This is a genomic window from Pseudarthrobacter sp. CCNWLW207 (assembly GCF_037203945.1).
Taxonomy (GTDB): Bacteria; Actinomycetota; Actinomycetes; order Actinomycetales; family Micrococcaceae; genus Arthrobacter.
In genome coordinates, this window is record NZ_JBBCBS010000013.1 from 53,247 (window position 1) to 67,212 (window position 13,966).

10 protein-coding genes and 2 pseudogenes are annotated in these 13,966 nt (G+C 62.0%); 6 read left to right on the forward strand and 6 right to left on the reverse strand.

Going from position 1 to position 13,966, the window contains the following annotated elements; genetic code table 11:
* Positions 1-2,052, reverse strand: coding sequence for a hydantoinase/oxoprolinase family protein (locus tag V9L17_RS18520; RefSeq protein ID WP_337348763.1), 2,052 nt, complete (start codon positions 2,050-2,052; stop codon positions 1-3).
* A gap of 300 nt (positions 2,053-2,352) precedes the next feature.
* On the opposite strand from V9L17_RS18520, the gene dtd reads away from it, so the two are divergent.
* From dtd to V9L17_RS18535, 3 genes are all read left to right on the forward strand, one after another.
* Positions 2,353-2,805 (forward strand): D-aminoacyl-tRNA deacylase, encoded by a 453-nt coding sequence (dtd, locus tag V9L17_RS18525; protein WP_337352443.1) that lies wholly within the window; start codon positions 2,353-2,355, stop codon positions 2,803-2,805.
* 168 nt (positions 2,806-2,973) lie between these two features.
* Positions 2,974-4,707, forward strand: a complete 1,734-nt coding sequence (locus V9L17_RS18530) for an ABC transporter ATP-binding protein (protein WP_337352444.1) — start codon at positions 2,974-2,976, stop codon at positions 4,705-4,707.
* Positions 4,704-6,746, forward strand: a complete 2,043-nt coding sequence (locus tag V9L17_RS18535; RefSeq protein WP_337352445.1) for an ABC transporter ATP-binding protein — start codon at positions 4,704-4,706, stop codon at positions 6,744-6,746. The genes V9L17_RS18530 and V9L17_RS18535 overlap by 4 nt, the downstream gene beginning before the upstream one ends.
* 276 nt (positions 6,747-7,022) lie before the next feature.
* Here V9L17_RS18535 and V9L17_RS18540 read toward each other — a convergent pair whose 3' ends face one another.
* Positions 7,023-7,322 carry a hypothetical protein gene (locus V9L17_RS18540; RefSeq protein ID WP_337352446.1) on the reverse strand — a complete coding sequence of 100 codons (300 nt, stop codon included), beginning with the start codon at positions 7,320-7,322 and terminating at the stop codon, positions 7,023-7,025.
* A gap of 17 nt (positions 7,323-7,339) precedes the next feature.
* The gene (locus tag V9L17_RS18545) at positions 7,340-8,035 is read right to left on the reverse strand and encodes a hypothetical protein (RefSeq protein ID WP_337352447.1); all 696 of its coding nucleotides are present in this window, start codon (positions 8,033-8,035) and stop codon (positions 7,340-7,342) included.
* 171 nt (positions 8,036-8,206) lie between these two features.
* Here V9L17_RS18545 and V9L17_RS18550 point away from each other — a divergent pair.
* Positions 8,207-8,654, forward strand: a pseudogene (locus tag V9L17_RS18550) (ATP-binding cassette domain-containing protein); the annotation flags it as partial.
* A gap of 7 nt (positions 8,655-8,661) precedes the next feature.
* Here V9L17_RS18550 and V9L17_RS18555 read toward each other — a convergent pair.
* The gene (locus tag V9L17_RS18555; RefSeq protein WP_337352482.1) at positions 8,662-9,018 is read right to left on the reverse strand and encodes a hypothetical protein; all 357 of its coding nucleotides are present in this window, start codon (positions 9,016-9,018) and stop codon (positions 8,662-8,664) included.
* A 443-nt stretch (positions 9,019-9,461) separates the two neighbouring features.
* Between V9L17_RS18555 and V9L17_RS18560 the strand changes: the two genes are divergently transcribed.
* Entirely contained in the window at positions 9,462-11,018 is a 1,557-nt protein-coding gene (locus V9L17_RS18560) for an amino acid permease (protein ID WP_337352448.1), read from the forward strand.
* A gap of 70 nt (positions 11,019-11,088) precedes the next feature.
* Positions 11,089-12,068 (forward strand): annotated as a pseudogene (locus V9L17_RS18565) (ABC transporter ATP-binding protein); the annotation flags it as partial.
* 90 nt (positions 12,069-12,158) lie between these two features.
* Here the strand turns inward: V9L17_RS18565 and V9L17_RS18570 are convergent.
* Together V9L17_RS18570 and V9L17_RS18575 are read right to left on the reverse strand one after the other, a co-directional pair.
* Complete coding sequence (locus V9L17_RS18570) at positions 12,159-13,238, reverse strand: hypothetical protein (RefSeq protein WP_337352449.1); 1,080 nt, start codon at positions 13,236-13,238, stop codon at positions 12,159-12,161.
* Positions 13,238-13,711 (reverse strand): hypothetical protein, encoded by a 474-nt coding sequence (locus V9L17_RS18575; protein ID WP_337352450.1) that lies wholly within the window; start codon positions 13,709-13,711, stop codon positions 13,238-13,240. The genes V9L17_RS18570 and V9L17_RS18575 overlap by 1 nt, the downstream gene beginning before the upstream one ends.
* Between the last annotated feature and the right edge of the window lie 255 nt (positions 13,712-13,966).

The window sequence follows — 13,966 nt, forward strand, 5'->3', positions numbered from 1 at the left end:
TCAATTTCCTTCTGCGTCTTCAGTGCGGATGACCAGGGAGCCGAACTCGTCGACCGTGACGTTGAACCCGGGCGGCACCACGGTGGTGGCGGTCTGCTCCACGATGATGGCGGGTCCTTCAAAGGTGTGCCCGGCGGCCAGGTCGTCGCGGCGCACTACGGTGGTCTCGTGTTCCACGTGGTCAAAGACCACCCGGCGCATTTCGTGCTTGAACTCGGGGCTCTGCGCGGTTGCGAAGAGCGGTGCCTCCAGCCGGCCCAGGTCGCCTACCGCCTGGGTCCGCAGTGCGACGATCTCGATGGGGGCGCCCAGGTTGGAGTGCCCGTAGCGCTCGTGGTACATCGCGGAGAAGCGGACCGCCAGGTCGGCGACGAAGCCCTCTGACTCGGGTTCGTCGGCGGACGTGAGGGGGACGTTCAGTGAGAATTCCTGGGACTGGTAGCGCACGTCCACGGAAGCGGTTGTTTGGCGGCTTTCCTCAGGGACGCCTTCGGAAACCAGGGACGTCAGGCCCTCCACTTCCATCCTTCGCAGGACACCGGCCATGTCAGCCACGTCGATGTCTTCGTCGAGGAAGAAGTACGGTTCGGAGAAGTCCTTGCGGATGTTCGTCTGCAGCATGCCCCACGCCGAGAACGCGCCGGGGAAACGGGGAACCACGGTTTCCGGGATCCCGAGTTCCTTGGCGAGGAAGACCGCGTGCATGGGCCCTGCGCCGCCGAACGCCACGAGGGCAAAGTCGCGAGGTTCGATGCCCCGGGAGATGGTGATGGTCCTGATGGCCTGGGCCATCTGGGAGTTGGCTACGTCGCAGATGCCTTCGGCCATGGCGATCGGATCCAGGCCGAGCTCGTCTCCCACTGTCTTCAGGGCCGTGATGGCCGCTTCCCGGTCCAGGGCAACCTGTCCGCCTGCGAACCAGTCGGGGTCCACGCGGCCGAGCACCAGGTTGGCGTCGGTGACGGTGGGCTCGGTGCCGCCGCGGCCGTAGCAGGCCGGCCCGGGGGTGGCACCGGCGGACCGGGGTCCCACCCGGAGACCCCCGGCTTCGAGCCATGCAACAGAGCCGCCGCCGGCTCCCACAGTATGGATGTTGACGACGCTCATGAGCATCGGCAGGCCCTCAAGGTGGGCTTCGGTGGACACGTCGGGTTTTCCGTCGACAACGAGGGAGACGTCAAAGGAGGTCCCGCCCATGTCAACACCGATGAGGTTGCGGTTGCCGGACACGCCAGCCAGTTCGACGTCGCCCATTGCGCCGCCGACCGGCCCGGACAGCAGCGTCTGAAGGGGACGCTTGCGGGCGGACTCTGCAGTGAGCACGCCGCCGGAGGACTGCATGATGTGCAGCGGGGCCTCCACGCCGCGGTCCGCGAGCTTCTCTTCCAGGTCCAAGAGATAATTGCGGACCACGGGACCCGTGTAGGCCTCAACCACCGCGGAGGAGGTGCGCTCGTATTCGCGCCACTCCTTGGCTGCTTCATGTGAAAGCGAAACGGTGAAATCCTCGCCCAGTTCTTCAAGCAGGATTTCACGGGCACGAAGTTCATGGGCAGGGTTCTTGTAGCTGAAGAGGAATGCAACGGCAACGGCGCCGTATCCCTCATCCTGTGCCCGGCGGGCTGCTTGGCGGACGGCCACTTCGTCAAGCGGCCGGATCTCGTGGCCCTGACCGTCGAGGCGTCCGCCGACGCCGATGACGTCCTTCCGCTCGATCAGGGGAGCCGGCTTGCGGTACTGGGCGTTGTAAAGCTCCAGGCGGGGGCCGCGGGCGATGTGGTAGGAGTCCTCCACGCCTGCAGTGGCCAGCAACAGTACTGGAACGCCGCGACGCTCAAGGAAAGCGTTAAGGCCTTGGGTGGTGCCATGCACCAGGAATTCGATATCGGAAAGGTCGGTAACAATCGATTCGAGGCCGGCGATGACGCCGGCGCTCAGGTTGCCCGGCGTGGTGGATGCTTTCGTCGCCTCGTAGGTCCCTGCGCTCTGGTCATACGCCACGATGTCCGTGAACGTTCCGCCGATATCCATCGACACCCTGTAGTTCGGCATGTGTATCTCCTTATGGTTCTGGTGGAACTTGGTGTGTGGAAAATCACGTTAGACAGGGGGCCTTCCGGAACGCGGTGCATCATGCACAATCTGGGGCTAGGAGATAGGGCTCCCTGCCTAAAGAGGCCCTTGGAAAGCCCATTCAGCAGGGGATCCTGGCACCTGAGAAATTGGGGAGTGGATTTCTTGTTTGGGTGCTTGACGCGTTCATAGCGGCGCTCTTAGCCTTGTCCTGCCGCTGCGGGGGCGGCAGGACTGACCCGCGCGTAACCCGCTGACGGACTCCGTTAGGGTTGATGCGTGCGAGCCATCCTTCAGCGGGTCACCCGAGCCGAGGTCACCGTCGACGGCGAAACGGTGGGGTCCATTGACCGCCCGGGACTCGTTGTCCTGGCCGGCGCCACCCACACGGACACCTTGGACGATGCGGCGGCCCTCGCCGCCAAGATCTGGACCCTGCGGATCCTTGAAGGTGAGAGGTCGTGTGCCGACCAGAACGGGCCCCTGCTGGTGGTCAGCCAGTTCACGCTGTACGCCGACACACGGCGGGGAAGGCGCCCCTCTTGGTCGGACGCGGCGCCGGCGGACACCGGCGAGCCCTTGATTGAACACCTGGTCGCTTCCCTGCGCGGCCTCGGGGCGGAGGTGTCCACCGGGCGGTTCGGGGCCATGATGCAAGTGTCCCTGGTCAATGACGGACCGTTCACGATCAGCCTCGACACCGCCGACTTTTCAGCTCCCCGCCGCGGCTGACCATCCGGAAGTTCTGGGCAGCGCAGTCCTGCGGGGGGCGAATACGCTGTCCGAGAACCCGCCCAACTTCTCCTCCACAGGCACGGATCATCCCCAGCAACCAGACGTAAACTGACGTTCGCACCACCTCTCATCTGACTCCGCCAGGACAGAACCTTTGGAGCCGCCATGCTCTGGAAACTGCTTGTTGAATACCTGCGGCCGCACCGGCAGCTGCTGGTCGCCGTCGTGGTTTTCCAGCTGGCGCAGTCCATTGCGTCCCTGTACCTGCCCACTCTGAACGCGGACATCATCGACGAGGGCGTGGCCAAGGGGGATACCGGCGTCATCCTCAGCCTGGGCGCCCTGATGCTGGGGATCACGCTTCTGCAGATCATCTGCGCCGTGATTGCCGTTTATTTCGGCGCTAAGGCCGCCATGGGCACAGGCAGGGACCTGCGCGCCGCCATCTTCAAACGCGTGGGGGAGTTCTCCGAGCAGGAAGTCACCAAATTCGGCGCGCCCAGCCTGATCACCCGGTCCACGAACGACGTCCAGCAGGTGCAGCAGCTGGTGCTGATGGGTGCAACCATGATGGTGGCCGCGCCCATGCTCGCCATCGGCGGGGTGATAATGGCGGTGCGTCAGGACGTGCAGCTGTCCTGGCTGATCGCCGTCGCGGTGCCGGCCTTGATGATCGGCGTGGGGCTGATCATTGTCCGGATGGTGCCGCTGTTCCGGAAGATGCAGAAGCGGATCGACACCGTGAACCGGGTCCTGCGCGAGCAGCTCACCGGCATCCGGGTGGTGCGCGCGTTCGTCCGCGAGGACATCGAGACCGCGCGCTTCGCCCAGGCCAACGACGACGTCACGGACACCGCGCTGCGGGCCGGCCGCTTGATGGCACTCGCGTTCCCCGTGGTCATGCTGGTGCTGAACGTCTCGTCCGTGGCGGTGATCTGGTTCGGCTCGTTCCGGATCGAGGACGGCTCCATGCAGGTGGGCACCCTCATCGCGTTCCTGAGCTACCTGATGCAGATCCTGATGTCCGTCATGATGGCCACGTTCATGGCGGTGATGATCCCGCGCGCCGCAGTCTCCGCGGATCGGATCGGCGAGGTGTTGGGCACGGAGTCGAGCGTCCGGCCGCCGAAGAAGCCCCTCAGCAGTGCGGTGCGTCGCGGCGAGCTGGAAATGCTCGACGCCGGATTCGCTTACCCGGGTGCCGACCAGCCCGTTCTCTCCGGGATCAGCTTCACCGCCAAAGCAGGGCAGACGACGGCGATCATCGGCAGCACCGGCGCGGGCAAGACCACCCTGGTGAACCTCATGCCGCGGCTGTTCGACGCCACTACCGGCGCGGTGCGGATCGACGGCGTGGACGTCCGCGAGCTGCATCCGGATTTGCTCTGGGGGCATATCGGCCTGGTGCCGCAGCGGCCCTACCTGTTCACCGGCACCGTCCGCAGCAACCTGCAGTACGGCAAGCCGGACGCCACCGAGGACGAGCTCTGGACCGCGCTGGAGATCGCGCAGGCCCGGGACTTCGTGGAGGAGATGGAGGGCGGGCTGGACGCGCCCATCTCCCAGGGCGGCACCAACGTCTCCGGCGGGCAGCGGCAGCGGCTGGCCATCGCCCGGGCCTTGGTGAAGCGTCCCGAGCTGTACATCTTTGACGACTCGTTCTCGTCCCTGGATACCGGCACCGACGCCCGGCTGCGGCAGGCGCTCAAGCGCAGCACCGCCGGCGCCACGCTGGTGATCATCGCCCAGCGGGTCTCCAGCATCGTGGACGCGGACCAGATTTTAGTGCTCGACGGCGGCAGGATCGTGGGGCGCGGAACGCACAGTGAGCTGCTGGAGACCTCGGAGACGTACCGAGAGATCGTTTCCTCCCAGCTGGCAGCGGAGGAGACGGTATGAGCTCGCCGCACCGGCCGCCGTCGGGCGCTTCCCCCTCAGGCGCCACCGGCGGAACCGCAGCCGCCGCACCAACCGGGGCTGCCGGCGTCGGACGCATCCCGCGTCCCGCCCGCGGACCGGGCCAGGGCGGTCCGTTCGCGGGCATGAACGTGCCCGCGGAGAAGGCGATGAACTTCGGGCCGTCGGCCAAGCGGCTGCTGGGCACGCTGCGGCCGGAGCGGGCGTGGCTGCTGCTGGTGCTGGTGACGGGGATCGCGAGTGTGGCGCTCTCGGTGATCGGGCCGCGGCTGCTGGGCGAGGGCACCAACCTGATCTTCGCCGGGGTGGTGTCGCGGGAGTTGCCGGCCGGGGTGAGCAAGGCGGAGCTGATCGCGCAGCTGCGGGCCGCGGGGGAGAACCAGCGGGCGGACATGCTCACGCCCATGTCGCTGACGCCGGGGCAGGGGATCGACTTCGCGGCGCTGTCCAGCGTGCTGCTGTGGGCGCTGGTGCTGTACGTGCTGGCGTCGGCGTTTATGTGGGTGCAGGCGTATGTGCTGAACGGCGTGGTGCAGCGGACGGTGTTCGGGCTGCGCGAGGAGATCGAGGCGAAGATCCACCGGCTGCCGCTGCGGTATTTCGATTCGATCCAGCGCGGCGAGCTGCTGAGCCGGGTGACCAACGACGTCGACAACATCTCCCAGAGCTTGCAGCAGTCCATCAGCCAGGCGGTCACATCGGTGCTGACGGTGGTGGGGGTGCTGGTGATGATGTTCATCCTCTCGCCAGCGCTGGCGCTGATCGCGTTGGTGACCGTGCCGCTGACGCTGGGGGTCACGGCGCTGATCGCCAAGCGCTCGCAGAAGTTGTTTGTGGCGCAGTGGAAGAACACGGGCGAGCTGAACGGGCAGATCGAGGAGACGTACACCGGGCATGCGCTGGTGAAGGTGTTCGGCCGGCAGCGCGAGGTTGAGGAGCGGTTCCGGCAGAAGAATGTGGAACTGTATGAGGCGAGTTTCGGCGCGCAGTTCATTTCCGGGCTGATCATGCCGGCCATGACGTTCATCGGGAACCTGGTGTATGTGGGGATCGCGGTGGTGGGTGGCCTGCAGGTGGCGTCCGGGGCGATGCAGCTGGGTGATGTGCAGGCGTTCATCCAGTACTCGCGTCAGTTCACCATGCCGCTGGCGCAGCTGGGGTCCATGGCCAACCTGCTGCAGTCCGGGGTGGCGAGCGCCGAGCGGGTGTTCTCGTTGCTGGATGAGGATGAGGAGTCTGCTGATCCTTCTTCGGGGGTTTCTGTGGATGGTGCGGGGCGGGGGCGGCTGGTGTTCTCGGATGTGTCCTTCTCGTACTCGCCGGACAAGCCTTTGATTTCTTCGCTGTCTTTGGTGGCGGAGCCGGGGCAGACGGTGGCGATTGTCGGGCCGACCGGTGCGGGGAAAACCACTTTGGTGAACCTGATGATGCGTTTCTACGAGCTGGATGCGGGGCGGATAACGCTCGACGGCGTGGACGTCACCTCAGTGCCGCGGCGCGAGCTGCGCTCGCGGCTGGGGATGGTGCTGCAGGATACGTGGCTGTTCGGCGGGACCATCCGGGACAACATCGCGTACGGGCGGCCTGGGGCTACGGAGGCTGAGATCCTGGAGGCCGCGCGGGCGACGTACGTGGACAGGTTCGTGCGGTCACTGCCTGACGGATACGACACTGTTTTGGAGGACGAGGGCTCCAACGTGTCCGCGGGGGAGAAGCAACTGTTGACGATTGCCCGGGCGTTCCTGGCACGGCCCTCTGTTTTGATCCTGGACGAGGCCACTTCTTCGGTGGATACCCGGACCGAGGTGCTGGTGCAGAAGGCTATGCGGGCTTTGAGGAGCGACCGGACTTCCTTTGTGATCGCGCACCGCCTGTCCACCATCCGCGACGCCGACCTCATCCTGGTGATGGAGGCCGGGCAGATCGTGGAGCAAGGGACCCACGCTTCGCTGCTGGCTGCGGGCGGGGCTTACGCGCGGCTGTACGAAGCGCAATTCGCGGCGCCTGTGGCGGAGGTTTAGGGGCTCCTTCGCTGGCCACAAGCAGTCGAGGATCATTGCCGTTCTAGCTCAGTGGTTGGGGACTATCCCGCCCCGCTCAACCTCATAAGGGACTCCGCCTTGCCGGGCTGCGATCGCCACGATGGTCGAAGTTAGGGGCCATGGCACGAGCTCAATGGTGGGCGGCGCTGTTAGCCCGCCCCTCACACCCTCAACCAACAGGGCCCAAGAGTGGGATCGAGGGGCTGAATGCATCAGCCCCTCGATCTGCTTCATACCGATTCACTTCTGGTTCGCTCAGGATGTTCCAAGTCGGACGGCTGGCCCGTTCTCCACAAAACTTGGGTGGAACCAACCGATCACGAACGGGGCCACCACGATCAACGTAAGGATGCTTCCGAGCGTCCACAAGACCACTGACCTCCACTTGGACGTGCGAATCCGCGTCGTCATGGAGGAAGCAGCAACCAGAAGCGGCAACCCCGGAAAGAGTGGGAACGCCACGAACTCAAGAACCACGAACAAGGCGAAGATCCAGTCGATTCTTTGATACAGGCGGCCATCATGGTCCGTGCCCGCTTGGACGCGTGCGCTCATGGTTTTACTCTTTCAGGTTATCCGCCGACTTGCCACGCAGTGACGCCGCCAAGCCTGTCAGTCTGGTAGTGGAGTCCCACCTGAAGAGTGATGGGGCTGCCCTGGTAGGCAATGCTGGCATCAAAACGGTAATACGCGTCGGCAACTACCCCGGCGGCAGGGGCGGTACAGCTCAATACCGTAACGGACCACCCGACGGCGACCCCGCCCTCGGAATGGCATACGTGATAGCCAGGATCCGTTGCTGAAGCAATCCACGCGTGTGTGCCGTTCCAGTAGGTCCGCCCGGTGTGTTTTTCGACAAGCGAGCCGCCCCAGTATGTGTGGGTCCACAAACGGGTCCAGATGGAGCCCGTCGCTGTCGCAGTAACGAGAGATGCGGTCTCAGCCTCGCTGAGACCTTGCCTGACGGCCTCGGCCTTGACTTCCGCGACAGTTGCCCTAACAGGCGCGGTTTCCGTGATCGTCACCGTTGCTGAACACAACTCCGCGGCATCCTTCGCGGACTGTGTTGCGCTGGTTCCCGTTTTGGCAGCAATCGCTTTGACCTGCGAAACGCACGATTCAGAGACAAAGCCGGACTCTGCCGAAACAGATATCTGGTTTGTAGGTGGACCAGACAACTGGACGACCCGACTTGGTTCAATGCTTACCGGCCGATCTTCCATCTGTTGGGCCGAGCCTATTTGAATGGCGTAAGCCGGAGCGGCCATAGAGAGACACCCCGATATCAACGCGAGAGATGCCAGGGCTGAGGCAAAAATATGTGGTCGTCGCATGTGAAGCTCCTCATCATATTGATGCCCCCCTGAGCTACGACTGTGTCGTGCCTCAAGACCTTACGACTTCTAAAGACTCACGGGAAGAGATCGAGGGAAAACCCATCGGCGGGGCGGGTGTTCTCGTTGCTGGACGAGGATGAGGAGTCTGCTGATCCTGCTTCCGGTGTTTCTGTGGATGGTGCGGGGCGGGGGCGGTTGGTGTTCTCGGATGTGTCCTTCTCGTACTCGCCGGATAAGCCTTTGATTTCTTCGCTTTCTTTGGTGGCGGAGCCGGGGCAGACGGTGGCGATTGTGGGGTCCGACAGGTGCGGGAAAGACCACGTTGGTGAATCTGATGATGCGGTTCTATGAGCTGGATGCTGGGCGGATAACGCTCGACGGCGTGGAAGTCACCTCGGTGCCGCGGCGTGAGCTGCGCTCTCGGCTGGGGATGGTGCTGCAGGATACGTGGCTGTTCGACGGGACGATCCGGGACAACATCTGTTATGGGCGGCCTTCGGCTTCTGAGGCGGAGATACTGGAGGCGGCGCCGGCGATGTATGTGGACCGCGGCAGCGCTATGCGACCTCTTCGATCCACCAAGTCCCTTCGAGCCCTTCAGGACGGATCTTCTCAAAGGACGTTTCGTAGATTTCCAGAATTCGAAATACAACTCCATACGCTGCCCAATCATGGACGCCACCGTATTCATCCGAATAGGAATCCCAGATTTCATCACCCTCGGCCTTCGGCAGCTGAAATTGTGCCCCGAACGGCCCCCTCGAATCATGGGGAAAGCCGTCGTAGAGAACCACAATTTTGCCATCGACCACCGAGATATCACCCGGCCTCAAGGTCCGGGCGAGCTCCGAATCAGCAAAAATCCTCCGAACCTCACCAAGGATCGAAGAATGAAGCTCCACCGAATCAGTCATCTGATGATTATCCCGATTGCCACTCGTGCCACCAGTGGCATTGGCTGTCGTCGCCTACCGACGCGCTCATAGCAGATCATCAGAGCTGCTTAGTCATCAGCGCAGATCAAATCAGCAACTCTTGCGCTCAGATTGGATTGCCACCGCGTATGAATAAGGACTTGACCCGTTGGACGTGCAACATTCGCGACGCCAAATGTCGCTTCCTTTGCGTGTGTTAGCTTGATCACCGTCCTTCCGGCCTGAAGGCTTCGGAAGGCCCAAATTCACCGCAGCTACCTTTTCGGAGGCACCATGGGACTTGGCTCCCACACACAAAGAAGTGATCGGGCTTTTACGGCCTATCTGCTCGACACGGCAGTCGCCGACGCCTGCACCGGTCGAGCCGCTGTTAGCACCGGGAACCCGGCCCGGCCCGCAACCATATCCAAGGGAGGTGCTGCATGACACCACCGAACGGAACTCTCGCAGAAACCAAGCCCGATGGAACAGAGGGGTCTTCCCTTGCGATAGCGGCAGTTCACGCTTCCGGCGAATCCACCAACGAACTTAAGCGGGGGCTAAACCACCGCCACCTGCAGATGATCGCCATCGGCGGAGCGATCGGTACCGGGCTGTTTGTGGCCTCGGGCAGCACCATTTCCCAGGCGGGTCCCGGCGGTGCTTTGGTCGGCTACGCGCTGGTCGGGCTGATGGTATTCCTGTTGATGCAGTCACTGGGCGAGATGTCGGCCAAAATTCCGGTTGCCGGTTCATTCCAGTCCTTTGCCACCCGTTTCGTCTCCCCGTCCTTTGGGTTCGCGATCGGCTGGAACTATTGGTTCAACTGGGCCATCACCGTGGCCGCAGAGCTGGTCGCGGCCGGAATCATCATGGACTTCTGGTTCCCGGGGGTCCCGGGATGGGTGTGGGCCGGGATCTTCCTGCTGGTGCTGACCGGGCTCAATGCCCTCTCGGCCAAGTCCTTTGGAGAATCGGAGTTCTGGCTCTCGCTGATCAAGGTCAGCGCAGTGGTGCTCTTCCTGATCGCCGGTGTGCTGATGATTTTCGGCATCCTCGGGGATAACTCTCCGGGACTAAGCAACTGGGAAAACCGCGAAGACGTGTTCCACGGGGGTTGGGTCTCGATCATCTCGGTCTTTATGGTTGCCGGGTTCTCCTTCCAGGGTACCGAGCTCGTAGGAGTCGCCGCCGGCGAAGCGAAGAACCCGCGCCGCGAGGTGCCGAAGGCTATCCGCACTGTCTTCTGGCGCATCATGCTTTTCTACATTGGCGCCATCTTCATCATCGGCTGCCTCATCCCGTTCACGGATCCGAGCCTGCTGGCTTCCGGTGAGTCCGACATCGCATCATCGCCCTTTACCCTGGTCTTCGATCGCGCCGGAATTGCCTTCGCGGCGGCCTTGATGAACGCCGTGATCCTGACTGCAATCCTGTCCGCGGGCAACTCCGGACTGTATGCGTCCACCCGGATGCTTTACGCCATGGCCCATGACGGCATGGCCCCGAGGATCTTCGGTCGAACCAATGCGCGTGGTGTACCGATCGCGGCGTTGCTCGCGACGGCGGCCGTGGGACTCTTCGGGTTCCTCTCCGCGATCGTCGGGCAGGGTGCTGCCTACTCCTGGCTGCTGAACATGTCGGGCCTTTGCGGCTTCATTGTCTGGGCGGGAATCGCAGTCTCCCACTACCGTTTCAGGCGCGGATTCCTGGCCCAGGGAAACAAAGTCAGCGACCTGCCGTACAAAGCATCCCTGTTCCCCATTGGCCCACTGCTGGCCTTCGCCCTGCTCATACTGGTCATCGCGGGACAGAATTACGAGGCCGTGCTTGCCGGACGGTCCGTGGAGGTGCTTTCCTCCTACATCGGGTTGCCTGTCTTCATCGTTCTTTGGCTGGGTCACCGCTACATCACCAAGTCCAAAGTAGTGCCGCTGCTCGAAATGGATCTCACGGCACCCAAGGACGTTGAGGACGAACCTAGGGTCGCAGCCCAGTAACTGGGCCGAAAGAGGGAAGCCGGGTGAGAACAGCACCCGGCTTCGCTCCTCTCCCAAGTCAGTAAAGGACGTGGAGATTGCGGTGGTGGGCGGGCTGCAGGTGGCGTCCGGGGCGATGCGGCTGGGTGATGTGCAGGCGTTCATCCTGTACTCGCGTCAGTTCACCATGCCGCTGGCGCAGCTGGGGTCCATGGCCAACCTGCTGCAGTCCGGCGTGGCGTCCGCGGAGCGGGTGTTCTCGTTGTTGGACGAGGAGGAGCATTCGCAGGATGCTGCTTCCAGTGTTTCGGTTGACGGTGCCGGGCGGGGGCGGCTGGTGTTCTCGGATGTGTCCTTCTCGTACTCGCCGGATAAGCCTTTGATTTCTTCGCTGTCTTTGGTGGCGGAGCCGGGGCAGACGGTGGCGATTGTGGGGCCGACCGGGGCCGGTAAGACCACGCTGGTGAACTGATGATGCGGTTCTATGAGCTGGATGCGGGGCGGATAACGCTCGACGGCGTTGATGTCACCTCGGTGCCGCGGCGTGAGCTGCGCTCTCGGCTTGGGATGGTGCTGCAGGATACGTGGCTGTTCGACGGGACGATCCGGGACAACATCGCGTACGAGCGGCCTTCGGCTAGCGAGGCTGAGGTCCTTGAGGCTGCGCGGGCGACGTATGTGGACCGGTTCGTGCGGTCGCTGCCTGACGGGTACGACACGGTGCTTGAGGATGAGGGCTCCAACGTGTCAACGGGGGAGAAGCAGCTGCTGACGATCGCGCGGGCGTTCCTGGCCCGGCCCTCGGTGCTGATCCTGGATGAGGCGACGTCGTCGGTGGATACCCGGACTGAGGTGCTGGTGCAGAAGGCGACGCGTGCTTTGCGGTCCGACCGGACTTCCTTTGTGATCGCGCACCGCCTGTCCACCATCCACGATCTGGCCGACCTCATCCTGGTAATGGAGGCCGGCCAGATCGTGGAGCAGGGGACTCACGCTTCTCTATTGGCTGCGGGCGGGGCTTACGCGCGGTTGTACGAGGCGCAGTTCGCGGCTCCTGTGGCGGAGGTTTAAGAATGCATTTGTTCTCACTATCCTGCTTAAGGTAAATGGGCAATAGCCGAGCGTTGGCCTTCCGCCACTAAGGTTGGCAATCCGTTAGATCTACACCCAATCTTCCCGGGACAGGAAGACTGCGCTCAAAAGTAGCCCGCCTTCCACAGTTGAAGCAATAAGCCTTTGGTAGCGTTGTGATCCGCCGAAGGTTCGAACAGAAGCCGCTTCGCCATGGTGGATGACCACGCTGCGGTCACCTCGTGCCGCCGTGACATGGGCTCGAGTTTCAGTAACGATGCATCTATTCCCCGTTACGCCTAACGAAAGAGGCAACTTCCCGTCGAATGAGTTTGTAACTGCGCGACGGCGACCATGGGACGAAAGTCTTCCAAAAGACGCGACGCCGACGTGATTGCCGACAAGCATGCGACCAAATTCCCAGAAGGCATAGGTGCCGGAACCCCGGGATTCTGGCCCATTGTGAGGCTGGTCGTTAGCACGTGAGACTGCAACAAGCATTGTCTTGCCCGAGGGATCCTTGATCGTTTCGCTCTTTAAAACCTCGTAGGAGTCATGAGTAGGGTGGTTAATCGCCTGGCCCCATCCGATACTGCTTCGAAGCGAACGGCTTTCAATCCTTGTCTCCCTCGATGGCTCCCGCGCATGGACATCGAGGAAGACCGCCAAGCCTTCGTCGCCCAAGGAAGCCGCGACAGCTCCCATTCCGGTACTTAGAGATTCGGTGGGTGCAGCCAGCATGCGCTCAGGCTTTAGGTTACCTTCAGATAGCTTTCCGGCACTATCAAGGCGAAATCTGTATGTTCCGATATCAGCTGCGAGAAATATTTGATTATAGAAAATACGCATATCTAAAAGCGCTGAGGCTTCGATGGGAATTTGGAAGGATGAGGATGGAGAGGATTTAACCCTAAGCATTGACGAGGGAACCTGATCAAGTGCTACGGAAGCACTCTTCATTTCGGGTCCCGCACCAATACCTTTGCTCGAGAACAAGGCGTAAGCTACGGCAAGCCCAGTTTGGCCATGTGCATCGCTTAGATCTCTTACCAGATGCTGCACATCGTAGGTAAGGAGGCGGCCATCAAAGGTCAGTACGTAAAGATTTCCTCTATAAGCGAAGGCGTCTAGGGCACTCGGCTCATCGATGAAGGCTGAAAGATGATGCACTATACCTTCCCTCTATCGATACGAGCTTTCTCAATTTCTGATATGTAGCCCTTATCGCGCCATCGCGAGGTCAGGGTAGCTGGTGGTCGGTGCTCGAACTCACGTTTCGAATCGCGGGCTGAAACCGGGTATCCATGCCGCTCATCTGATGGGTTTGATGGGTTAGGGAACTTTGCGATTCGTTCTCCGTCGGTTCCAAATTCTTCGAATTTGATGCCAACTCCCCAGTTGTGCTTCTTGTCGCATACATACTTTTCCTTATGGGAAGTTATGAAAATTCCATATTCCTCGAGCGGAAGAATCTTCCATTTGTTTCGGTGGCCGCTTGCTTGTTGACGATGGTCGGTTCGTGACAAATAGGCGGGCACCGTGCCGGATGCATCGAATAGAATGCCGGCCGATGTTGCTCGGCCGCTGGTGCCAGCAGAATTACCAGCGCCGGACGCCGAAGCTGAAGTGTTCTTTTTCGTCACAGATACAAAGATACCCTTGGCAATCCAGACCTAGGACGATTGCGAAGCATTATTTGGACAACAGCAGGATGTGTTCGCGAGTGCAGTCGGAGAATCAAAAACCAAGCAATTGGCCATCCGGGCCGCGTTCCTCCCAGGTGAAGTATGACCGTCCAGTCTTCACCTGGGCCCCCATAACAGCACCTAATTCATGACGCCGCTTATCGCGAGGAGGAAGATAAAGGTCAGTTCCCGTGTCGTGCCGGGAGTCCAGTG

What these genes read in the sequence shown, in the direction of transcription:
- V9L17_RS18555 (WP_337352482.1), bottom strand. Translation starts at nt 9,018, where the DNA reads ATGACTGATTCGGTGGAGCTTCATTCTTCGATCCTTGGTGAGGTTCGG.
- V9L17_RS18540 (WP_337352446.1), bottom strand. Translation starts at nt 7,322, where the DNA reads ATGAGCGCACGCGTCCAAGCGGGCACGGACCATGATGGCCGCCTGTAT.
- V9L17_RS18545 (WP_337352447.1), bottom strand. Translation starts at nt 8,035, where the DNA reads ATGGCCGCTCCGGCTTACGCCATTCAAATAGGCTCGGCCCAACAGATG.
- V9L17_RS18520 (WP_337348763.1), bottom strand. Translation starts at nt 2,052, where the DNA reads ATGCCGAACTACAGGGTGTCGATGGATATCGGCGGAACGTTCACGGAC.
- V9L17_RS18535 (WP_337352445.1), top strand. Translation starts at nt 4,704, where the DNA reads ATGAGCTCGCCGCACCGGCCGCCGTCGGGCGCTTCCCCCTCAGGCGCC.
- V9L17_RS18560 (WP_337352448.1), top strand. Translation starts at nt 9,462, where the DNA reads ATGACACCACCGAACGGAACTCTCGCAGAAACCAAGCCCGATGGAACA.
- V9L17_RS18530 (WP_337352444.1), top strand. Translation starts at nt 2,974, where the DNA reads ATGCTCTGGAAACTGCTTGTTGAATACCTGCGGCCGCACCGGCAGCTG.